Source organism: Nocardioides sp. (genome assembly GCF_964228225.1).
In the GTDB taxonomy this organism is placed as follows: domain Bacteria; phylum Actinomycetota; class Actinomycetes; order Propionibacteriales; family Nocardioidaceae; genus Nocardioides.
The window spans coordinates 155516-174799 of record NZ_CAXQZB010000016.1 but is presented as its reverse complement, the minus strand read 5'-3'; the positions used below and the strand labels follow the sequence as shown (position 1 = coordinate 174799).

General features: G+C 75.4%; 23 protein-coding genes. 14 read left to right on the top strand and 9 right to left on the bottom strand.

From position 1 onward, the window contains the following. Positions 1–44 precede the first annotated feature (44 nt). Positions 45–218 carry a DUF5999 family protein gene (locus ACERUJ_RS04415; protein WP_370247236.1) on the bottom strand — a complete coding sequence of 58 codons (174 nt, stop codon included), beginning with the start codon at positions 216–218 and terminating at the stop codon, positions 45–47. Between the two features lie 172 nt (positions 219–390). Between ACERUJ_RS04415 and dapE the strand changes: the two genes are divergently transcribed. From dapE to ACERUJ_RS04395, 4 genes are read left to right on the top strand one after another with little or no spacing between them, the layout of a single operon-like run. After that, positions 391–1479 carry a succinyl-diaminopimelate desuccinylase gene (gene dapE / locus ACERUJ_RS04410; protein WP_370247234.1) on the top strand — a complete coding sequence of 363 codons (1089 nt, stop codon included), beginning with the start codon at positions 391–393 and terminating at the stop codon, positions 1477–1479. Then, complete coding sequence (locus tag ACERUJ_RS04405; protein WP_370247233.1) at positions 1476–2195, top strand: TIGR00730 family Rossman fold protein; 720 nt, start codon at positions 1476–1478, stop codon at positions 2193–2195. The genes dapE and ACERUJ_RS04405 overlap by 4 nt, the downstream gene beginning before the upstream one ends. A gap of 7 nt (positions 2196–2202) precedes the next feature. Next, complete coding sequence (locus ACERUJ_RS04400; protein ID WP_370247232.1) at positions 2203–2526, top strand: DivIVA domain-containing protein; 324 nt, start codon at positions 2203–2205, stop codon at positions 2524–2526. Between the two features lie 25 nt (positions 2527–2551). Continuing rightward, positions 2552–2989, top strand: a complete 438-nt coding sequence (locus ACERUJ_RS04395; protein ID WP_370247231.1) for a hypothetical protein — start codon at positions 2552–2554, stop codon at positions 2987–2989. A 15-nt stretch (positions 2990–3004) separates the two neighbouring features. Here ACERUJ_RS04395 and ACERUJ_RS04390 read toward each other — a convergent pair whose 3' ends face one another. Further along, on the bottom strand, positions 3005–3820 hold the full coding sequence (locus tag ACERUJ_RS04390) for an enoyl-CoA hydratase/isomerase family protein (protein WP_370247230.1): 816 nt from the start codon (positions 3818–3820) through the stop codon (positions 3005–3007). 151 nt (positions 3821–3971) lie between these two features. Between ACERUJ_RS04390 and ACERUJ_RS04385 the strand changes: the two genes are divergently transcribed. Both ACERUJ_RS04385 and ACERUJ_RS04380 read left to right on the top strand, forming a co-directional pair. Beyond that, positions 3972–4139: a DUF3117 domain-containing protein gene (locus tag ACERUJ_RS04385; RefSeq protein WP_154614071.1), complete on the top strand. Its 168-nt coding sequence runs from the start codon at positions 3972–3974 to the stop codon at positions 4137–4139. After that, positions 4136–5731: a M17 family metallopeptidase gene (locus ACERUJ_RS04380; protein WP_370247229.1), complete on the top strand. Its 1596-nt coding sequence runs from the start codon at positions 4136–4138 to the stop codon at positions 5729–5731. The genes ACERUJ_RS04385 and ACERUJ_RS04380 overlap by 4 nt, the downstream gene beginning before the upstream one ends. Before the next feature lie 31 nt (positions 5732–5762). On the opposite strand, the gene ACERUJ_RS04375 is transcribed toward ACERUJ_RS04380, so the two are convergent. After that, positions 5763–6410 carry an O-methyltransferase gene (locus ACERUJ_RS04375; protein WP_370247228.1) on the bottom strand — a complete coding sequence of 216 codons (648 nt, stop codon included), beginning with the start codon at positions 6408–6410 and terminating at the stop codon, positions 5763–5765. A gap of 151 nt (positions 6411–6561) precedes the next feature. Between ACERUJ_RS04375 and sigE the strand changes: the two genes are divergently transcribed. From sigE to ACERUJ_RS04360, 3 genes are all read left to right on the top strand, one after another. Further along, positions 6562–7173, top strand: a complete 612-nt coding sequence (gene sigE, locus ACERUJ_RS04370) for an RNA polymerase sigma factor SigE (protein ID WP_370247227.1) — start codon at positions 6562–6564, stop codon at positions 7171–7173. Further along, complete coding sequence (locus ACERUJ_RS04365; protein WP_370247226.1) at positions 7170–7709, top strand: hypothetical protein; 540 nt, start codon at positions 7170–7172, stop codon at positions 7707–7709. The genes sigE and ACERUJ_RS04365 overlap by 4 nt, the downstream gene beginning before the upstream one ends. Before the next feature lie 107 nt (positions 7710–7816). Next, on the top strand, positions 7817–9109 hold the full coding sequence (locus ACERUJ_RS04360; RefSeq protein ID WP_370247225.1) for a trypsin-like peptidase domain-containing protein: 1293 nt from the start codon (positions 7817–7819) through the stop codon (positions 9107–9109). A 25-nt stretch (positions 9110–9134) separates the two neighbouring features. Here the strand turns inward: ACERUJ_RS04360 and ACERUJ_RS04355 are convergent, their stop codons facing one another. Beyond that, entirely contained in the window at positions 9135–9362 is a 228-nt protein-coding gene (locus ACERUJ_RS04355) for a helix-turn-helix domain-containing protein (protein ID WP_370247224.1), read from the bottom strand. A 120-nt stretch (positions 9363–9482) separates the two neighbouring features. Between ACERUJ_RS04355 and ACERUJ_RS04350 the strand changes: the two genes are divergently transcribed. Further along, complete coding sequence (locus tag ACERUJ_RS04350) at positions 9483–10235, top strand: hypothetical protein (RefSeq protein WP_370247223.1); 753 nt, start codon at positions 9483–9485, stop codon at positions 10233–10235. An 8-nt stretch (positions 10236–10243) separates the two neighbouring features. Then, positions 10244–11617, top strand: coding sequence for a CpaE family protein (locus tag ACERUJ_RS04345; protein ID WP_370247222.1), 1374 nt, complete (start codon positions 10244–10246; stop codon positions 11615–11617). On the opposite strand, the gene ACERUJ_RS04340 is transcribed toward ACERUJ_RS04345, so the two are convergent. Next, complete coding sequence (locus ACERUJ_RS04340) at positions 11580–13007, bottom strand: hypothetical protein (RefSeq protein ID WP_370247221.1); 1428 nt, start codon at positions 13005–13007, stop codon at positions 11580–11582. The two genes, ACERUJ_RS04345 and ACERUJ_RS04340, sit on opposite strands and share 38 nt — an antisense overlap. Before the next feature lie 7 nt (positions 13008–13014). Next, positions 13015–13410, bottom strand: coding sequence for a hypothetical protein (locus tag ACERUJ_RS04335; RefSeq protein ID WP_370247220.1), 396 nt, complete (start codon positions 13408–13410; stop codon positions 13015–13017). A 132-nt stretch (positions 13411–13542) separates the two neighbouring features. Between ACERUJ_RS04335 and ACERUJ_RS04330 the strand changes: the two genes are divergently transcribed. The 3 genes from ACERUJ_RS04330 to pruA all read left to right on the top strand — a co-directional run bounded on the left by ACERUJ_RS04330 (position 13543) and on the right by pruA (position 17093). Further along, positions 13543–15033 carry a wax ester/triacylglycerol synthase family O-acyltransferase gene (locus tag ACERUJ_RS04330; RefSeq protein ID WP_370247218.1) on the top strand — a complete coding sequence of 497 codons (1491 nt, stop codon included), beginning with the start codon at positions 13543–13545 and terminating at the stop codon, positions 15031–15033. Beyond that, positions 15033–15395 carry a hypothetical protein gene (locus ACERUJ_RS04325; RefSeq protein ID WP_370247217.1) on the top strand — a complete coding sequence of 121 codons (363 nt, stop codon included), beginning with the start codon at positions 15033–15035 and terminating at the stop codon, positions 15393–15395. Before ACERUJ_RS04330 ends, ACERUJ_RS04325 begins: the two co-directional genes overlap by 1 nt. A 69-nt stretch (positions 15396–15464) precedes the next feature. Continuing rightward, positions 15465–17093 carry an L-glutamate gamma-semialdehyde dehydrogenase gene (gene pruA / locus ACERUJ_RS04320; RefSeq protein ID WP_370247216.1) on the top strand — a complete coding sequence of 543 codons (1629 nt, stop codon included), beginning with the start codon at positions 15465–15467 and terminating at the stop codon, positions 17091–17093. 72 nt (positions 17094–17165) lie between these two features. Here pruA and ACERUJ_RS04315 read toward each other — a convergent pair whose 3' ends face one another. The 3 genes from ACERUJ_RS04315 to ACERUJ_RS04305 are packed head-to-tail and all read right to left on the bottom strand — an operon-like array spanning position 17166 to position 19262. Next, a complete protein-coding gene (locus ACERUJ_RS04315) occupies positions 17166–17651 on the bottom strand; it encodes a DUF2505 domain-containing protein (RefSeq protein ID WP_370247215.1) in 486 nt (161 codons plus the stop codon). 1 nt (position 17652) lies between these two features. Beyond that, positions 17653–18123: a DUF2505 domain-containing protein gene (locus tag ACERUJ_RS04310; RefSeq protein ID WP_370247214.1), complete on the bottom strand. Its 471-nt coding sequence runs from the start codon at positions 18121–18123 to the stop codon at positions 17653–17655. Beyond that, positions 18120–19262, bottom strand: a complete 1143-nt coding sequence (locus ACERUJ_RS04305) for a PT domain-containing protein (RefSeq protein WP_370247213.1) — start codon at positions 19260–19262, stop codon at positions 18120–18122. The genes ACERUJ_RS04310 and ACERUJ_RS04305 overlap by 4 nt, the downstream gene beginning before the upstream one ends. Positions 19263–19284 lie beyond the last annotated feature (22 nt).

Here is a 19284-nt window from a genome sequence, read left to right as displayed (position 1 = left end):
GGCGCCGTCGTTCCCCCGCGAGGTGCGGGGAAACCGGGCGTCGCTCAGCTGGCCAGCATCAGGGCGCGTCCGTCAGGGGTGAGGTACCAGCCGTCGTCGAAGAGGATCACGCCGTTGCACAGCCGGCACCAGCCCTGCTCGCTGTGGTCGGCCACGACGTGGGCGCGGCAGCAGGCGGTGGAGGTGGTGTCGGGACAGGCCGGGGTGTGATCGCACATCGTCGAGCTCCTTCGTCGTGACCGCCCCGGGGGTGGTGGGACGGGATCGGGTTCTGGTGCTTCCATGAGACGCCCGTCACGTCCGGCGCGCAGCAGGTTGGGCGCATTCGCGCTCACCGCGGGGGAGAACCACCCGATCGGGCCAGGTGGGGATGGCTGGTTGACTACTGGTGTGGAACTCGATCTGGCCGCCGACCCCGTGACGCTGACCCGACACCTGGTCGACATCGAGTCGGTGTCGCACCACGAGGGGCCGATCGCCGACGCCGTGGAGGCCGCACTGCGCCGGTGCGGGCACCTGGAGGTCGTGCGTCGCGGCCACACGATCGTCGCCCGCACCCGGCTGGGCCGGCCCGAGCGCGTGGTGATCGCGGGCCACCTCGACACCGTGCCGGTCAACGGCAACCTCCCGAGCCGGCTGGACGAGGAGGCCGGGATCCTGCACGGCCTGGGCACCTGCGACATGAAGGGCGGCGACGCGGTGCTGCTCCACCTCGCCGCCACCCTGCCCGAGCCCAACCGCGACCTCACCTTCGTGCTCTACGACGGCGAGGAGGTCGCGTCGGTGCACAACGGCCTGCGCAAGCTGGCCGAGTCCGAGCCCGACCTGCTCGCGGCCGACTTCGCGATCCTGATGGAGCCCTCCGACGGCGTCGTCGAGGCCGGCTGCCAGGGCACCCTGCGGGTGGAGGTGCGCACGCGCGGCGAGCGCGCCCACTCCGCGCGCTCGTGGCGCGGCGTGAACGCCATCCACGCGGCCGGCGAGGTGCTGGCCCGGCTGGCCGCCTACGAGCCCCGCCAGCCGGTCATCGACGGACTGCGCTACCACGAGGGTCTCAACGCCGTGCGCATCCGCGGCGGCGTCGCCGGCAACGTCGTGCCCGACGAGTGCGTGGTCGAGGTGAACCACCGCTTCGCCCCGGACCGCTCCGAGGCCGAGGCGCTGGCGTTCGTGCGCGACTTCTTCGACGGCTTCGAGGTCGAGCTCACCGACACCGCCCCCGGCGCGATGCCCGGGCTGGACCGGCCGGCCGCGCGGGCGTTCCTCGCGGCCGTGGGCGGGGTGGCCAACCCGAAGTTCGGCTGGACCGACGTCGCCCGCTTCACCGTGCTCGGGGTGCCGGCGGTGAACTTCGGCCCGGGCGACCCGCTGTTCGCCCACAAAGCGGACGAGCACGTGCCGATCGCGCAGATCCGCCACTGCGAGCAGGTGCTGCGGTCCTGGCTCACGGCGCCGCTCCCCGAGGGCCCGGGCGCATGACCCGCTCGCACCGCAAGGGCCCGGTCACCCAGCGCCGCGACCGGATCGACCCCACCACCACCGACCAGCGGCTGCTGGACTCCCACGGCCGGCTCGACACGCACTCCGACCACTGGCGCGTGCTCCGCATCCAGGCCGAGTTCGTGGAGGGCTTCGACGCCCTGGCCGACCTCGGTCCCGCGATCGGCGTGTTCGGCTCGGCCCGCACGGCGCCCGAGGACCCCTTCTACGCCCGGGCCGAGGCCGTGGGCCGGGGCCTCGCGGAGGCCGGCTTCGCGGTGATCACCGGCGGCGGGCCCGGCGTCATGGAGGCCGCCAACAAGGGCGCGAGCCTCGCCGGCGGGCTCAGCGTCGGGCTCGGCATCGAGCTGCCCTTCGAGTCCGGCCTCAACGAGTGGGTCGACATCGGGGTGGACTTCCGCTACTTCTTCGCCCGCAAGACCATGTTCGTCAAGTACGCCCAGGGGTTCATCGTGCTGCCCGGCGGGCTCGGCACCCTCGACGAGCTCTTCGAGGCCGTCACCCTGGCCCAGACGCAGAAGGTCACCACCTTCCCCGTCGTGCTCGTCGGCGTGGCGTACTGGTCGGGGCTGATGGCCTGGCTGCGCGACACCGTGCTGGCCGACGGGAAGATCTCCGCGGCCGACCTCGACCGCTTCGTGCTCACCGACGACCCCGCCGAGGCGGTCGCGCTGATGGGGGAGCCGCGGGCATGATCGCCCGATGATCTGGCTCGCCGCGATCGTGGTCGTGCTCGTGCTCGGCGGCGTCGCCCTGGCCGCCGCCGGGATCGGCGCGCCCATGGTGGAGGAGTACGACGACCGCCCTGACGTCGTCGTGCCGTCCGGTCCGCTCACCGGCGCCGACCTGCGCCGTGTGCGCTTCTCCCTCGCCTTCCGCGGCTACCGGATGAGCGAGGTCGACGCGCTGCTCGACCGGCTCGCCGCCCAGCTCCCCGACCCGCAGCTCCCCGACCAGCAGCCCCCCGGCCAGCAGCCCCCCGAGGCCCGGCCCGAGCCCGGATCCGACGGGGGCGCCCCCGCCTGAGCGGCGGTGGTGTCAGACTCCCACTGTGTCGAACCAGGCCCTGGCGTACCTCGTGTACGCACTCACCGCCGCCGCGGCGCTCGACATCGCCCTCACCCGACGACGCCTGAGCGACACCGGCGCGGCCGCGGGCCGGTTCTCGATCGCCGCCGGACCGGTGCGCGTACACACCGTCGCCGGCGTCGGTGCGCTCCTGACCTGGGTGGTCCTCCTCGTCGGGGGCGACGGCCTCGGCGAGGACGCCGCCAGCCTGCTCGGGCTGGTCTCGCTGGTGCTGTGGTGGACCGTCACGCTCGCCGGCCTGCTGCTGCTCCTGCGCTGGCTGCCCGCCCGCGGCCGCCATGCCGCGCCCGCGGCCAGCGACACCTGGTCGCGCGGGCCCGGGCTCTCGCTGCTCGCCCACCTCGGCATGCTCGGCGGGGCGCTGGTCTTCACCTGGGCCTACCTCGTCGGCGCGGTCTGAACCCCGGTCCTGAGGTCAGCGGCCCTCGAAGACCGGCTTCTGCTTGGCCACGAACGCCGCCACCGCCGCGCCGTGGTCGCGCGTGGCGCCGGTGCGCAGCATGAGCTCGCTCTCCAGGGCCAGCGCCTGCGGCAGCGTGGCCCGCTCGGCGTGCCGCACCGCGCGGCGCATCGAGGCGTAGGCCACCGTCGGGCCGCTCGCCAGCCGGGCCGCCAGGGCCGCCACCTCGGCGTCGAGGTCGGCCGCCGGCACGACGCGGTTGGCCAGCCCGAGCTCGGCCGCCTCGGCCGCCGGGATCGTGCGCGGCAGGTAGAGCAACTCCAGCGCCCGCCCCGCGCCCACGAGGCCCGGCAGGAAGTAGGAGGCGCCGGTGTCGCAGGACAGCCCGACCCCGGCGAAGGCGAGGTTGAACCCTGCCGTGTCGGCCACGATCCGCAGGTCGCAGGCGAAGGCCAGCGAGGCCCCCGCCCCGGCCGCCACCCCGTTGACCGCGGCGATCACCGGCTTCGGCATCGTGGCCAGGGCCGTGACCACGGGGTTGTACTGCCGCTCCACGCACGAGAGCGCCTCGTCGCTGCCCACGGTCTCCAGCAGCGTGACGTGCTCCTTGAGGTCCTGCCCGGTGCAGAACGCGCGGCCGGTGCCCTGCAGCACCACGCAGCGCACGGCGTCGTCGGCGGCCACCGCCGTGAGGGTCTCGAGCAGCAGGGCGCGGGTGGCCTCGTCGAGGCTGTTCATCGCCTCGGGCCGGTTCAGCGTCACGGTCGCGGTGCCCTCGGCGACCGTGAGCAGGACGGTGGGGGAGGGGGTCGGCGGCGTGGCGGAGGTCATGCCCGGAGTGTGCCAGCGGTCCCGCTCGCCCGCGCCGCCGTCCGCGCCCGGCACGGCCGTGTGGTGGGCACCGTGGTCGATAGGGGATACTGGGGCTCTGTGCAGCCCCGCCGACGGGTGGGGCGGGAATCGACGAGGAAGTGGGTGCCGCATGGCGGCGATGAAGCCGCGGACCGGCGACGGTCCGCTCGAGGTCACCAAGGAAGGTCGCGGCATCGTCATGCGCGTGCCGCTCGAGGGCGGTGGTCGACTGGTGGTCGAACTCAACGCCGACGAGGCCGGTGCGCTGGGCGACGCCCTCAAGGCCGTCGTCGGGTGACCCTTCGGGCCACGCTCCCGTCCCAGGTCTCCCCGCCGGAGATCGCCCTCAGCGCGTCCGGCCCGCACGCCCTGGCAGGCTGCGACGTCGTCGCGCTGCCGGTGCTGCCCGCCGAGCCGCGTCCGCAGGACGAGCCCGGGGGCGAGGCCGGTGCCCCGTTGCTGGGGCCCGGTGCCGACGCCGTCGCCGAGGCGCTCGGGATGGATCTCGTGGCCCTGGCCGATGCTCTGCGCGTCACCGGCACCGTGGGCGAGATCGCCACGGTGCCGGTGCCGCTGGGCGGCCCCGACCAGCCCGACCTGCGGGCGGTGCTGCTGGTGGGCGTGGGCGCCCACACCCCCGACGACCGGCGCCGCGCGGCCGCCGTCGTCGCCCGCGCCACGCGTGACCGCGCCTGCGTGGCCACCACCCTGGCCGCGCTCGACGCCGAGCACGGCGTGGAGGCCGTCACCACCGGGCTGATGCTCGGCTCCTTCGACTTCGCCTGGCGCTCCGCGCCGCCCGAGCACGTGCCGGTGCGCCGCGCCGTGCTGGCCGGGCTGCCCGACGCCGTGGACGGCAGGGCGGGGCAGCCGCTGCGCGACCGGCTCGCGCGCGCCGTCGCCGTGGCCGGCGCCTCCTGGCAGGCCCGCACGTTGGCCACGGTGCCCAGCAACCTGAAGAACCCCGCGTGGCTGGCGGAGCAGGCGCAGGCCGTCGGCGAGGCCGCCGGCCTCACGGTGGAGGTCTGGGACGAGCACCGGCTCGCCGAGGTCGGCTTCGGCGGCGTGCTCGGCGTCGGGCAGGCCTCGGCCACCCCGCCGCGCCTGATCCGCCTGGACTACCGCCCGCGCAAGGCCGGCCGGAAGACCCCCACCGTCGTGCTGGTCGGCAAGGGCATCACCTTCGACACCGGCGGACTCTCGATCAAGCCCGCGCAGGGCATGACCACGATGAAGCGCGACATGACCGGCGGTGCCGTGGTCATCTCGGTGCTCGCCGCCCTGGCCGCCGTCGACTGTCCGTTCAAGGTCGTGGGCCTGGTGCCCGCCGCCGAGAACGCCATCTCCGGGCGCGCGATGCGTCCGGGCGACGTCATCCGGCACTACGGCGGACGCACCAGCGAGGTCACCAACACCGACGCCGAGGGCCGACTGGTCATGGCCGACGCCCTGGCCTGGGCCGCCGAGCAGCTCGACCCGGTCGTGATGGTCGACGTCGCCACGCTCACCGGCGCGGTCAAGGTCGCCCTCGGCCAGCAGGTCGGCGGCCTGTTCGCCACCCACGACGCCCTCGCGGACCGCCTGCTCGAGGCCGGCACCCGCAGCGGCGAGCCGCTGTGGCGCCTGCCGCTCTACGCGGGCTACGAGGACCGGCTCGCCTCGAAGGTGGCCGACGCCGACAACGCCGCCGGCGGCCCCGGCGCCATCACCGCCGCGCTGTTCCTGCAGCACTTCACCGGCGGCCTGCCCTGGGCCCACCTCGACATCGCCTCGGTCGGCGACTCGCCCACCGACGCCTACGAGTACGTCGAGGGCCCCACCGGCTTCGGTGCCCGGCTCCTGCTCGACTGGCTCGCCGACCCCACCGCCCTCGACGGCCTCGCCGGCTGACGGTCCCTCCCGGGCTCCCGGGGGTGTGGTGTCAGGCGTCGCGCTTGCGCGCGAGCAGCAGGCCGTCGCCGACGGGCAGCAGCAGGGGCACGAGGTCCTCGTGCTCGGCGACGAGGCGGCCCAGCTCGCGCACCGCGACGGTCTCCTCGTCGCGCACGGCGGGGTCGGCCACGCGGTCGTGCCACAGGGCGTTGTCGAACACCACGACGCCGCCCGGGCGCAGCAGGCGCAGCGCCTCGGCGAGATAGGCGCCGTACTCGGTCTTGTCGCCGTCGGCGAACACCAGGTCGTAGCCGCCGTCGGTGAGACGGGGCAGCACGTCGAGGGCCGCGCCGGAGATGGTGCGGGCGCGCTGGGTGGGCACCCCGGCCTCGGTGAAGGCCTGGCGGGCCAGGCGCTGGTGCTCGGCCTCGAGGTCGACGGTGGTGAGCACGCCGTCGGGCCGCATGCCGCGCAGCAGCCACACCCCGGAGACGCCGGTGCCGGTGCCGATCTCCACCACCGAGCGGGCGTCCAGGACGGCGGCGAGGAACCGCAGCGTCGCGCCCCCGCCCGGGCCGATGGGCACGACGCCGACCTCGGTGGCGCGGGCGCGCGCGGCGAGGAGCACGGCGTCCTCGGCCACGAAGTCCTCGGCGTACGCCCAGCTGGCGGATGAGAGCGGATCGGTGGTGGGCACGGGAGAAACCTAGCCGTCCGCGACCGGCCGGGGAACGAACCCCGCGGGCCGGGCGTTGGGTTGGTCGAGAGGTTCACAGGGAACCCTCAGCCGCAACCCCTACGGTGGAGGTCGAACACCGCCCATGTCGGTCCGGAACGGAGAAGCAGCGATGAGCGAGGCGAACGCGGGTGTCCCCGGCGCGCCGGCGTCGCCGCCGTCCGAGGTGCCCACCTGGCAGGAGATCGTCGAGCGGCACTCCGACCGGGTCTACCGGCTGGCCTACCGCCTCACCGGCAACCGGCCCGACGCCGAGGACCTCACCCAGGAGGTGTTCGTCCGGGTCTTCCGCTCCCTCGACACCTACACCCCCGGCACGTTCGAGGGCTGGCTGCACCGGATCACCACCAACCTCTTCCTCGACCAGGCCCGGCGCCGGCAGCGGATCCGCTTCGACGCCCTGTCCGACGAGCGCACCGACCGCCTCACCAGCAGCGACCCCGCCCCGGACATCGCCCTGAGCGAGCGCACCTTCGACGACGACATCGAGGCGGCGCTGGCCACCCTCCCGCCCGACTTCCGTGCCGCCGTCGTGCTGTGCGACGTCGAGGGCCTGTCCTACGAGGAGATCGCCACGATCCTGGGCGCCAAGATCGGCACGGTGCGCTCCCGCATCTCCCGCGGGCGCGCCATGCTGCGCGACGCCCTGGCCCACCGTGCCCCCGGTGCGGGCCGACAGCGCTTCCGCGGCCCGCGGCGGCGCGCCGCGGGGGAGGCCCGATGAGCGGGCTGGGATCCTTCGGCGTGCCGCTCGGCGGCCACCTCCCCGGCCCGCGGGTCACCGCCCTGCTCGACGGGCGGTTGAGCGCGGCCGAGGCCGAGGAGGCCTGGGCCCACGTGCACGGCTGCCACCAGTGCCGCGACGCCGTCGAGCGCGAGGGCTGGGTCAAGACCCGCCTCGCCGGGCTCGGTGCCGAGGCCGCCCCGGCGCCCGACTACCTCAAGGGCGCGCTGCTCGGGGTCACCCCGGGCGAGGCGCTGCTGCGTCCCCGGCCCGCCCCCGATGCCGCCTCGCAGCGGGTGCGCCGCGCGGTCGGTCTCACCGCGCTGGGCGGCGGTGCCGCCGGAGCCGCCGTGATGGGCGTCCTCGCGCTCGGGGCGGCCCCCGCCGAGGTCCCGCCGATCCCCACCCGGGCCCCGGCCGGCCCCACCCCGGTGCTCACCACCCCGGGTCCCCGGCCCGCGCCCGCCGCGGTGCGGCGCGACGTCGGCCCCACCGTGCCGTTCACCGTGGGCTCGGCCGACGCCCGCCGGCCCTGATCCAATCCTGATCCTGGGGCCTGATCCCGGGGCCTGATCCCGGGCGGTCCGCGCTCGCGGACCGTCGGAGGTAGTGGCCGTCACCGCCCACCAGGGATGATGGAGCGGTGCAGCACGACGACCAGCGTCCCGAGTCCGCTCCCGACGCACCTCCGCCGGGGATGCCCGACTTCCAGGCCCCCGGTCCGGTGGACCCGCAGCCTGCGCTGCCGCCGCCCGGCAGCTGGCCGGCCCCCGGCGCGCCGCACTGGCAGGACTACGGCGGCACCGCGCCCTGGGGGGCGCCGGTGGCGCCTGCGCCTGCGCCCGCCGGTCGCGTCGTGTGGCCGTTGGTCTCGGTGCTCGCCCTCGTGCTCGGTCTCGTGGGCGGCGTGGCCGGCAGCGTGGTATACCGCGAGGCCGCCGGCGACCTCCCGATCTACGGCAACGGCCTCTCCGACGACACCGTCACCGAGCTGCCGCCGGTGAAGATCGGCGGCGTCTCGGCCGTCGCCGAGGCCGTGCTGCCCAGCACCGTGCAGATCATCGCCGAGTTCGGCGGCGACCAGTCCGGCGCCACCGGCTCGGGGTTCGTCCTCGACGACCAGGGCCACATCATCACCAACAACCACGTCGTCGCCGACGCCGCCGAGACCGACGGGCGGATCCGCGTGGTCGACCACGAGGGCAACACCTACGACGCCTCGCTGGTGGGGCGCAGCCCCGTCTACGACCTCGCCGTGCTCGAGGTGCCCGAGGCCACCGCGCTCAAGCCCGCCGCGCTCGGCGCCTCCCGCGCGCTGCGCGTCGGCGACGGCGTCGTCGCGATCGGCTCGCCGCTGGGGCTCTCGGCCACCGTCACCGCGGGCATCGTCAGCGCGCTGAACCGACCGGTGACCACCGGCGACTCCGCCGACCAGTCCTCCTACATCAACGCCGTGCAGACCGACGCCGCCATCAACCCCGGCAACTCCGGCGGCCCGCTGGTCAACCTGCGGGGCCAGGTCGTGGGCGTCAACTCCGCCATCGCCACCAACGGCGGCGGCTCGATCAGCGGGGAGGCCGGCAACATCGGCGTCGGCTTCGCCATCCCGGTGGAGCAGGTGCGCACCACCGCCGACCAGATCCTGCGCACCGGCGAGGCCCGCTACCCGGTGATCGGCGCCCAGGTGCAGACCGGGGGCGACGACAGCGTCAACGGCGCCACCATCAACGAGGTCCTCGACGACACCCCGGCCTCCGACGCCGGCCTGCAGGCCGGCGACGTCGTCACCGAGGTGGAGGGCCAGCGGGTCTCCGACGGCATCTCGCTGATCGTCAGCATCCGCACCCACCAGCCGGGGGAGACGATCGAGTTCACCTACCTGCGCGACGGGCAGGAGCGCACCGCCCGGGTGCGGCTGAACGGCGAGGTGGGCTGAGCGCGTCCCGCCGCGGGGGCCGGGCTCAGTCCTGCTCGACGAAGGGGTGCTCGGCCACGAACTGCGCCGCCTCCCGGTAGGCCCGCGCGATGTACTCCTCGAGCTTCTCGGCCTCGACGCGCCACTGGCCGCGCCCGCCGATCTTGATCGCCTCGAGGTCGCCGCGCCGCACCAGGGCGTACACCTGGGCGCTGGAGGTGTTGAGCACCTCGGCGACGTCGGCCAGCGTGAGGAAGCGTGGGGTGGCGGCCATGGGTCCATCGTGGCACCCGCACCCGCGCGAGGGGAGTCGCGGGGCGCGATCTGTTGACGCCCGTCCCGTGCCTGGGGACGAGGGGGTGCCGGATCGCGCGGATCGGGGAAGACTGAGCACGTGCGCTCCGATCTCGGGAACCACGGTGGCGCCGGCGTCCCTGCGACGCCGCCGACCGCCGACACCGCTGTGCCCACCACGACCGGCCCTGCCGCCGGTCCTGTCACGGGTGCCGTGCCCGCCCTGCGGGCGCGACGGCCCGGCTGGCGCGATCCGCGGTTGTGGACGGGGGTGGTGCTCGTGGTCGGCTCGGTCGTGCTGGGTGGCCGGGTGGTCGCTTCCGCCGACGACACGGTGGCGGTGTGGTCGGTGCGCACCGACGTCGTGCCCGGTGCCGTCCTCGGGCCGGCCGACCTCGTGCCCGCCGCCGTGCGGTTCCGGGAGGCCGCCGACGCCGCCCGCTACCTCCCGGCTGACGCCCCGCCGCCCGCCGACCTCGTGGTGCGCCGGCCGCTGGGGGCCGGGGAGCTGCTGCCGCGCGCCGCGCTCGGACCGGCGGCGGAGGCCGGGGTGCAGGAGATCTCGGTGCCGGTCGCGCCGTTGCGGGTCCCGCCCGGGGTCGGCCCCGGTGCGGTGGTCGACGTCTACGTCCTCGGGCTCGCCCCCGCCGACGGGCGCGCCCGGAGCGAGGAGCCGGGGCGGCCCGCGCTCGCCGACGTCGGCGTCGTCGCGGCCCCGCCGCCCTCCGACGCCTTCGCGGCGGGCGGCGAGCGGCAGCTGGTCCTCGCCGTCCCCGAGGCCGACGTGCCCGGCTTCTACGCCCTGCTGGCGGGGGCCGCCGATCCCGTGCTGGCCGTGGCCCTCCAGCGATGACGGCACCGATGACGGCAGGGACGACGGGGTCCCCCGGCCCGCTGGTGGTCCTGGTCCTGGCCGACGGGGCCGGTTGGGAGCCCGCCCTGCTCGCGGCGCTCGACCGCGAGCGTCGCACGGTCGTGCTCAAGCGGTGCCTCGACCTCGAGGAGCTCCTGGCCACCGCCGCCTCCGGCCAGGCCGGGGCCGCCGTCGTGCCCGCGGCCACCCCCGGACTCGACGGACCCGCGCTGGCGGGGCTGCGCGACCAGGGCGTCCGCCTGGTGGCCGTCGTCGACGACGCCCGGCCCGACGCCGACGCGGTGCGCGCCCGGCTGCGGGCGCTCGGGGTGCGGTCGTGGGTGTCGGCCCCGCAGGTGGCCGAGGTCCCGTCGCTGCTGCTCGCGCCGGAGCCCCCGCCCTCCGCCCCGTCCCCGCAGTTGCCCGGGCTCCCCGGGACCCCACCCCCGTCCCCGGCGGGTGTCGGGGGAGCGCCGCACGCCCCGGGGCGGGTGGTCGCGGTGTGGGGTCCGCGCGGGGCGCCCGGACGCAGCCTCGTGGCGGCCACGCTGGCCGCGGGGCTGGCCCGGCGCGGCCGGCCGGTGCTGCTCGTCGACGCCGACCCCGCCGGCGGCTCCCTCGCCGCCCAGCTCGGCGTGCTCGACGACGTCAGCGGACTGCTGGCCGCGGCCCGCGCGGCCGCGGGGGACACCCTCGACCCGGCGGGTCTCGCGGCCGCCGCGCGGCTGATCGCGCCCGGCTGGGCGCTGCTCACGGGGCTGCCCCGCGCCGAGCGCTGGTCGGAGGTGCGCCCCGGCGCCATCACCGGGATCGTCGGCGTGGCGCGCCGCCACGGCGACGTCGTGCTCGACACCGGGGCGGTGCTGGAGGAGGTCGGGGCGGGTGCGCCGGGTGCGACCGGTGGCCTCGGCGGGATCGGCGCCCGCACCGCCCGCCACCAGCTCACCGCCGAGGCGCTGGCCGCCGCGCAGGAGGTGGTCGTGGTCGGTGCGGCCGATCCGGTCGGTCTCGGACGCTTGGCCCGCGGCCTGGTCGAGCTGCGCGACCGGGTGCCCGGCACCCCGCTGCGCGTGGTGGTCAACCGGGTGCGGCCGACGCTGGGCTGGTCCGAACGGCAGATCGTCGACCTGCTCGCCGACGTCGCCGCCCCGCTCGCCCCCGTGCACGGCCCCCACCTCGTGCCCGAGGACCGCGCGGCCACCGATCGCGCGCTGGTGCGCGGCACGGCGCTGCACGAGGCCGGCGACGGCCCGGCGCTGCGCGCGCTCGAGTCGGTGCTCGACGCGGTGCTGGGCGTGCCCCCAGGCGTGCGGCCGGGCGCGATGCGGTCGGGGGCGGCGCGCGCTAGGACGAGAACAGCAGGTAGAGCCCGCCGCCGGTGAAGAAGACCATCACCGCGAGCAGGGGCAGCTGCCCCGTGAGGTGGTGCCGGGGAGGCAGCACCCGCAGCGCGCGGTCGTGGGCGGCGACGGCCGCCACGACATGGCCCAGCACCACGGCCAGCACCTTGATGGTGGCCAGCAGCGTCGGGTGGTAGCTGAGCCAGACGATCTCGGGGAAGCCGCTCAGGCCCAGCAGGTCGTCGCCGCGGCTGAGCGGGTCGGCGGCCTGGGCCACCGTGCGCGAGCCGAGCTCGAGGAAGTAGGTGAGGTAGTGGGCCACGATGTAGCCCACGATGATCGGTACCACCGAGAAGGCGAACAGGCCCGGCAGCGCGCGTCGCGGCACCCCGGCCCGCACGCCGGTGAGCGCGCAGGCGCCCGCGAACAGCAGCCCGGCGCCGAGGCAGAACGTGAGCAGTGCCAGGTTCTCCAGGGTGTAGGGCGAGATCGTCTGGCCGCGTACGAAGTCGACGAACGTGGGTGACTCCCCGAAGGAGTCGTAGCCGGTGCTGCCGAACAGCACCGCGACCACCGCCACCAGCCCCGGCACCGCGGGGATCGTGGCGAGGTGGGCCAGCGGGCTCACCAGGCGCAGCACGCCGTCGTCGTCGACCCGCCACGGCGAGAGCCGGGCGACCAGGGAGGAGTAGACCTCGAAGGGGTCGCAGTGGGCGAAGAAGGTGTTGCCGAACACCGCGCCGCCCACGACCATCACCGCGAGGTAGATCGCGCACCAGGTGCGCACCGGCCCGAGTTCGGCCATGTGGGGGTAGACCAGCTCCATCCACACGAATGCGAACAGCCCCAGCGCCGCCGGCCAGTAGCCCAGCCGCGCGGGGTAGCGGTAGAGGCCCTCGTCGGGGTCGGTGCCCGCCAAGCGGGCCAGCCCTGCGTTGATCGCGCGCACCGGGCTGATCGCCCGGTAGAACGGCCCGAAGAACAGCGAGGCGGGCACGATGCCGACCCACAGCCAGACGTAGAAGATGCCGAACAGCGGGTTGATCGTGAGGTCCCGGCCGAAGATCGCCGCCACCCCGGCCAGGGTGAGCACCAGCAGCCCGAAGACCCGCAGCGCCGCACGGCCGCCGCGGCTGCGCACCGCGGCCCCGAGGGCGGCCAGGACCCGCACCGGCACCGGCGTCCCGGCCGGGGCCGGCCACACCAGCGCGAGGCCCGAGCCGACCGCGGCCTCCGGGGTGGGGTCCTCCGGCACGACGTCGGTGGCGTAGCGCGGCCGGCGCCAGGCCAGGGCGAGGACGAGGAAGCTGAGCAGCAGCGCGGCCACGCCGCCCGCGATGGCGCCCCCGAGCGGGATCGGCAGGTCCTGCTGGCCGCCGATGCCGTGGGCGGAGAGGTCGGTCGGGGCGGTCAGCGGGACCAGCGCGATCACGCCGGGCTCACTGCACGGTCAGGGTGGCGACGACCTGCTGGGGGTCGTGGGTCTCGACCTCGACCACCCCCGGCCGGTCGATCTGGAGCTTGATGGTGGTGGTCTCGCCGTCGCCGGCGTACTCGAACTCCTGCTCGGGGGAGGAGTGCACGTGCAGCTCGCCCGCGACGTCGGCGGTGACCACGAGGTCGATCGGCTGGCCGGGCGCGACGTCGATGCGCTCGTCGGCCGGCGTCACGGTGCCGCCCGAGACCGTGATCTCGATCGTGCGCACGTCGGTGGGCGCGGGCGCGTCGTCACCCCCGCCGCAGCCGGCGAGGGTGACGGCGAGCAGCAGCCCCGCCGCGGGCAGGAGGAACCGCCGCGCGGAGGCGGCGGGACGACGGACGGTGCGGACGGCCATGGTGATCCTCTCCTCGGGACGGCGGCGGGAGTCGTGACCGCCTCTGTCAGAATCCCACGTGGCGGCAACGTGGCCGGCCCCGACCCCCGGGGCCGCGGACCGGGGTCGTCGGGGAGCCGAAGGGAGGGGTCGATGAGCGAGCGCCTGAGCCCGCGCGACCTCGCGTTCCTGACCGCCGAGACCCCCACCGCGCCGCGCCACAACGCGACGGTGGAGATCTTCGAGCCCGGCGACAGCGGGTTCGGCTACGACCGGTTCCGCGACCTCATCGGCGACCGGATCGCGCTGGTGCCGCGGTTCCGCCAGCGGCTGCTGGACGTGCCGGGCCACCTCACGACCCCGCGCTGGGTCGACGACCCCCACTTCGACCTCGGCTACCACATCCGCCGCTCCGCGCTGCCCCGTCCGGGCACCGACGCCCAGCTGCGCGAGCTGGTGGGCCGCATCGTCTCCCGGCCCCTGGACCGCACCCGGCCGCTGTGGGAGGTCTACGTCGTCGAGGGGCTGGCGGGCGACCGTCTCGCGGTGCTCTCCAAGACCCACCAGGCGCTGGTCGACGGCGTGCACACGGTCGACCTCGGCCAGCTGCTCCTCGACCTCTCGCCCGAGCCGCGCGAGCTGGAGCCCGACGACTGGTCGCCGCGCCGGGCCCCCTCGCCGCTGATCGTGGCCGCCGGCGGCGCGAAGGAGGTCCTCACCTCCCGCACCGCCGCGGTCGACACCGCCGCGATGGCCACCGCCGCTGCTCGCCGCCGGATGCGGGAGTCGCGGGCCCGGGTCGGCGCCGTCGCCAGCGCCCTCACCGGTCGCCGACCGAGCACGGGCTCGGCCGTCGGCGGTCCGCTGTCGCAGCACCGGCGCATCGTCACCCTCGAGACCGCGCTGGCCGACTACCGCACGGTGCGCGCCGCCCACGGCGGCACGGTCAACGACGTCATCCTCGCCACGATCACCGGCGGGGTGCGCGCGTGGCTGATGACCCGCTCGGAGTCCCTGGGCGGGCTGCGCACGGTCAAGGTGGTCGTGCCGGTCTCGGTGATCGACGAGGAGCGCGAGGCCACCTCGCTGGGCAGCCAGATCGCCCCCCACGTCGTGCGGCTCCCGGTGGCCGAGCCCAGCCCCGTCGTGCGGCTGCACCAGGTGTCCTACTCCTTCCAGGCCCACCAGGAGACCGGGCGCAGCGTCGCGGCCAACCGGCTGGCCGGGATCGCCGGGTTCGCGCCCGCCACCTTCCACGCCATCGGGGCGCGGGTGGCCTTCGAGGAGGTGCGGCGCGGCTACCACCTCTCGGTCACCAACGTGCCCGGCCCGCAGGCGCCGCTCTACGCCGCGGGCGCCCGGATGGTCGCCACCTACCCCGTGCCGCCGCTGGTGGAGCACCACCCGATCGCGGTGGGCGTGACCTCCTACGACGGCAAGGTGTTCTACGGACTCACCGCCGACCGCGACCAGATCCCCGACGCCGACGTGCTGGCCAGCTGCCTGCGGGAGTCGCTGGACGAGCTGCTCGACTCCGCCAACCCCACCACCCGCAGCCGGGCGCCGCGCGGACGCCGTCGTCCGGCCCGCCGGACCGAGGCCGCGGACGCTCCGGCCGGCCAGCAGGCGGGTCAGGAGTCCTGATGCGCCTGTACGTGCCCACCACCCTGGCCGACCTGCGCACCGCGCTGGCCCAGGCTCCCGTGCCCGCCGAGGCCCTCATCGACGGCCGCGGCGACACCGTCGTGCCCGAGGGGGAGGACGAGGAGCAGGAGTACGACGCGCTGATGACCGCCGCCGACGCCTCGCAGGAGCGGCTCGCCGGGCCCGGCCGGCGGGTGGTGGTCGTGGCGGAGGTTCCGGCGGGCACCGATCCCGACGCACCGGTCGCGCTGCGCGACGTCGTGGCCCTGCACGCCGACGACGCCGATCGCGGCCCGGACGCCGACCCCGACGACGAGCTGTCCTGGTACGCCACCCAGGAACTGGACGATCTCCTGTCCTGAGGCGCGCGTCCCGCAACCCCTCCGGCGTCGGGTCGGCGCACGCGCGGGCGGCCCGTTACAGTCGCGGCCATGGACGCCCTCACGCACCCTCCGGCTCCGATCAACGAGCCGCCGCTGACCTACGCACCGGGCACGCCCGAACGGGACGCCCTGCTCGCGGAGGTCGCCCGGCTCGAGGCCACCGACCGCGACCTGCCCGCCCGGATCGGCGACCAGTGGCGCGCGGGCGGTGGACCCGAGTTCACCGTCGTGCAGCCCCACGACCACGCCCACGTGCTCGGCACCTCGCGCGGGGCGAGCGCGGCCGACGCGCAGGCCGCGATCGCCGCAGCGGCCGACGCCGCCCCCGCGTGGCGGAACCTGCCGTTCGACGAGCGGGCCGCGGTGCTGCTCAAGGCCGCCGACCTGCTCGCCGGCCCGTGGCGCCAGCGGCTCAACGCCGCCACCCTGCTCGGGCAGTCCAAGACCGCGGTGCAGGCCGAGATCGACTCCGCCTGCGAGCTCATCGACTTCTGGCGCTTCAACGTGCACTACGCCCGGCAGATCCTCGCCGAGCAGCCCATCGCGAACTCCCGCGGCGTGTGGAACCGCACCGACCACCGCCCGCTCGAGGGGTTCGTCTACGCCATCACGCCGTTCAACTTCACCGCGATCGCCGGCAATCTCCCCACCGCCCCGGCCCTGATGGGCAACACCGTCGTCTGGAAGCCCTCACCCACCCAGCAGCTGGCGGCCTCGCTCACGATGGAGCTGCTCACCGAGGCCGGCCTCCCGCCCGGGGTGATCAACATGCTCCCCGGCGACGGCCTCGAGGTCTCGCGGGTGGCCCTGGCCCACCGCGACCTCGCGGGCATCCACTTCACCGGCTCCACCCCCACCTTCCAGCACCTGTGGCGCACCGTGGGCGAGCACATCGCCGACTACCGCTCCTACCCGCGGCTCGTGGGCGAGACCGGCGGCAAGGACTTCGTGGTGGCCCACCCCTCGGCCGACCCCGCGGTGCTCGTCACCGCCCTGGTCCGCGGCGCCTTCGAGTACCAGGGCCAGAAGTGCTCCGCGGCGTCGCGGGCCTACGTGCCCCGCTCGGTGTGGGAGCGCATCGAGGACGACCTCGTGGCTCGCACCGAGTCGCTCTCGGTCGGCGACCCCACCGAGCTGAGCCACTTCATGGGGGCCGTGATCGACGAGCGGGCCTTCGCCAAGCACCGCGCGGCGATCGAGCGGGCGCAGCAGACCCCGCACCTGCGGGTGATCGCCGGCGGCGGCACCGACGACACCGTCGGCTGGTTCGTGCGACCCACGATCGTGGTCAGCAGCGACCCCACCGACGCGATGTTCACCACGGAGTACTTCGGCCCGATCCTGGTGGTGCACGTCTACGAGGACGCCGACTTCGAGGCGGTCGTGCGAGGCATGGAGTCGATCGCCCCCTACGCCCTCACCGGGGCGATCATCGCCCAGGACCGGCACGCCATCGCCTGGGCGCGCGCCGAGCTGCGGTTCGCGGCCGGGAACTTCTACATCAACGACAAGCCGACCGGCGCCGTCGTCGGCCAGCAGCCCTTCGGCGGCGGCCGCGCCTCGGGCACCAACGACAAGGCGGGGGCAGCGGCCAACCTGCTGCGCTGGGTCAGCCCCCGTTCGATCAAGGAGACCTTCGACCCGCCCACCGAGCACGGGTACCCCCACCAGGCCTGAGCCGGTCCTGGGCCGGGCCCGGGTCGGGCCTGGGCCGGGCCCGGGTCGGGCCTGGGTCGGTCGGGGACCGGGTCAGCGGGCGAGGTACTCCCGGCCGACCCGGTTCTCGGCCTTGAGGGCCTTGAGCAGCAGGTCGCCGATGAGGTTCTCGATCTTGCCCGCCACCACGGGGATCTTGACCTTGATCGTGAGGGTGACGGTCTCGACGGTGCCGCCCTCGGGGGTGGGCTCCAGCACGGCCGTGCCGGTCATGTCGCCGGGCTTGCCGGGGATGGTCACGGTGATGTCGCCGCGGGTGGGGGAGGTCCACACCTCGTCCTGGACGATGTTGGTGCGGTCGCCGACGATCTTCTTCGCGAAGCTCGGGATCCCGGCGGTGGGCTGCCACTGGTCGACCTTGACGATCGTGCGGCCGCCCTCGGTGCGCACCGTGGCGTTCACCTCGGTGACGTGCTGCGCGCGGCACACCTCCTCGCGGAACGCGGGGTCGGCGAGCATCGCCGCGACCGCCTCGACCGGTGCGTCGTAGGTGAGTCGGTGGGTGATCGTGTGGGTCATCTCAGTGCTCTCCGCTCAGCCAGGCTGCGGCCACGCGCTCCTCGTCGCGCAGGCCGGTGGTGATGTTCTCGGCCATGAGGGCCTCCAGCTTGCCGCCGATGAGCGGCACCTTCACGACGACGTCGAGCTCGATCACGACGACCGTGCCCGCAGGCCCGTCGGGGCGCAGGGTGCGCGTCCCGGTCGCGGAGGTGGGCTTGCCGGGGGTGGTGATCGAGAAGGAGGCGACGTCGCCCTGCCAGTCCTCGACGATCACGGCGCGGGTGGTGGCGCCGGCGATCTTGGCCGCGATGGCGGGCAGGTGGTCGGTGCGCTGCAGCTGGTCGAGCTCGATCCGCTCGCCGGCGACGCTCACCTCGCCGGACACGATGTCCTGGGCCTCCCCGACGCGGCGTCGGAAGGCGGGGTCGAGCAGCATCGCGCGCACCTGGGCGGGTGCGGCGGCGTAGCGGCTCTCGTGGCGCAGTCTCACGGCAGGTCGGCTCCGTCGGGCTCGGGGGCGCCGAGCGACGGCTCCCCGGTGAGCCCCTCGGTGGGCTGGTCGGTGGGCTGGTCGGTGGGCTGGTCGGTGGGCTCGTCGGTGAGCCCGTCGGTGAGCCCGTCGGTCGGCTCGTCCGTGATCCCGTCGGTGGGCTCGTCGGTCGGGCTCGCGGGGTCCTCGATCACCGGCACGATGTCGGGGCAGGCCTCCACGAGCGCGGCGATCTTCTTCGGGTTGGCCTCGGCGTTGATCGTGCGCTCCGAGGGCGGCGCGCTGAAGTCGCGGTCGTCGCCCGGCTCGGCGAAGGTGGCGCTCACCTCGCCGAACTCGCTGGCCCCGACCAGTGCCGCGGGGTCGGGGTTCTTGGCCTCGGCCACGACGTCGGCCAGCGAGGCGCTCCAGCCGACGATGCGGCCCTCGTCGTCGAGGGTGACCGTGACCGGCACGTCGACGCGACGCCCGGGCAGGCGCAGGTCGCGGGCGGTGCGGTAGCCGAACGCCGAGGCGACCGCGCGGGCGTTGGCGTCGGCCAGCAGCGTGCCGTCCTCCTGCTCCTCGCCGCCCCGCAGGCTGAGCACGACCTCCACGGCCGCCCCCACCAGCGGCAGGTCGCCCGCCTCGAGACCGGCCTTGCGGGCCGCGCTGCGGATGTTGCCCTTGGCCCAGCAGGCCTGCCGGATGTCGCCGGTGACGGTGTCGGGCAGGGCGAGGTAGACGTCGTTGAGCAGGCGCAGGTAGCGCGCGTCGACCAGACCGGTGACGGCGTTGAAACCGGTCACCGTGCGCACCGTGCCGCTCGCGTCGGGGCTGACCCGGTAGTAGCCCTGTTCGTCGATCGTGCTCGTGCCGAGGTCGAGGGTGAGGTCGTAGAAGCCGGTGTTGTCGCGCTGGAACCGGTCGATGGCGTCGGCCAGCCGCTCCTCGGGGGACCGGGTGAGCTCGGTGTTGGCGCAGCCGACGAGGGTGGCGCCGAGCACGGCGGCGGTCAGCAGCGGCACCAGCGCCACCGGCCGGGCCGAGGACAGGCCGGCGCGACCCCGCGCGGGGGTGGCGGCCGGAGGAGCGGAGGGGCCGGCGGCCGTGGCACGCACGAGGCGGCGACGGAGGGCGGCGAGGGGAGTCGAGCGCATGACGGGGCCGATGATCCCACGT

Excerpts from the sequence above, each read along its gene's own strand:
- ACERUJ_RS04400 (WP_370247232.1), top strand. The coding sequence starts at position 2,203 with ATGATCTGGCTCGCCGCGATCGTGGTCGTGCTCGTGCTCGGCGGCGTC.
- ACERUJ_RS04355 (WP_370247224.1), bottom strand. The coding sequence starts at position 9,362 with ATGGCCGCCACCCCACGCTTCCTCACGCTGGCCGACGTCGCCGAGGTG.
- pruA (WP_370247216.1), top strand. The coding sequence starts at position 15,465 with ATGGACGCCCTCACGCACCCTCCGGCTCCGATCAACGAGCCGCCGCTG.
- ACERUJ_RS04390 (WP_370247230.1), bottom strand. The coding sequence starts at position 3,820 with ATGACCTCCGCCACGCCGCCGACCCCCTCCCCCACCGTCCTGCTCACG.
- ACERUJ_RS04325 (WP_370247217.1), top strand. The coding sequence starts at position 15,033 with ATGCGCCTGTACGTGCCCACCACCCTGGCCGACCTGCGCACCGCGCTG.
- ACERUJ_RS04335 (WP_370247220.1), bottom strand. The coding sequence starts at position 13,410 with ATGGCCGTCCGCACCGTCCGTCGTCCCGCCGCCTCCGCGCGGCGGTTC.
- ACERUJ_RS04315 (WP_370247215.1), bottom strand. The coding sequence starts at position 17,651 with ATGACCCACACGATCACCCACCGACTCACCTACGACGCACCGGTCGAG.
- ACERUJ_RS04305 (WP_370247213.1), bottom strand. The coding sequence starts at position 19,262 with ATGCGCTCGACTCCCCTCGCCGCCCTCCGTCGCCGCCTCGTGCGTGCC.
- sigE (WP_370247227.1), top strand. The coding sequence starts at position 6,562 with ATGAGCGAGGCGAACGCGGGTGTCCCCGGCGCGCCGGCGTCGCCGCCG.
- ACERUJ_RS04345 (WP_370247222.1), top strand. The coding sequence starts at position 10,244 with ATGACGGCAGGGACGACGGGGTCCCCCGGCCCGCTGGTGGTCCTGGTC.
- ACERUJ_RS04385 (WP_154614071.1), top strand. The coding sequence starts at position 3,972 with ATGGCGGCGATGAAGCCGCGGACCGGCGACGGTCCGCTCGAGGTCACC.
- ACERUJ_RS04330 (WP_370247218.1), top strand. The coding sequence starts at position 13,543 with ATGAGCGAGCGCCTGAGCCCGCGCGACCTCGCGTTCCTGACCGCCGAG.
- ACERUJ_RS04405 (WP_370247233.1), top strand. The coding sequence starts at position 1,476 with ATGACCCGCTCGCACCGCAAGGGCCCGGTCACCCAGCGCCGCGACCGG.
- ACERUJ_RS04415 (WP_370247236.1), bottom strand. The coding sequence starts at position 218 with ATGTGCGATCACACCCCGGCCTGTCCCGACACCACCTCCACCGCCTGC.
- ACERUJ_RS04365 (WP_370247226.1), top strand. The coding sequence starts at position 7,170 with ATGAGCGGGCTGGGATCCTTCGGCGTGCCGCTCGGCGGCCACCTCCCC.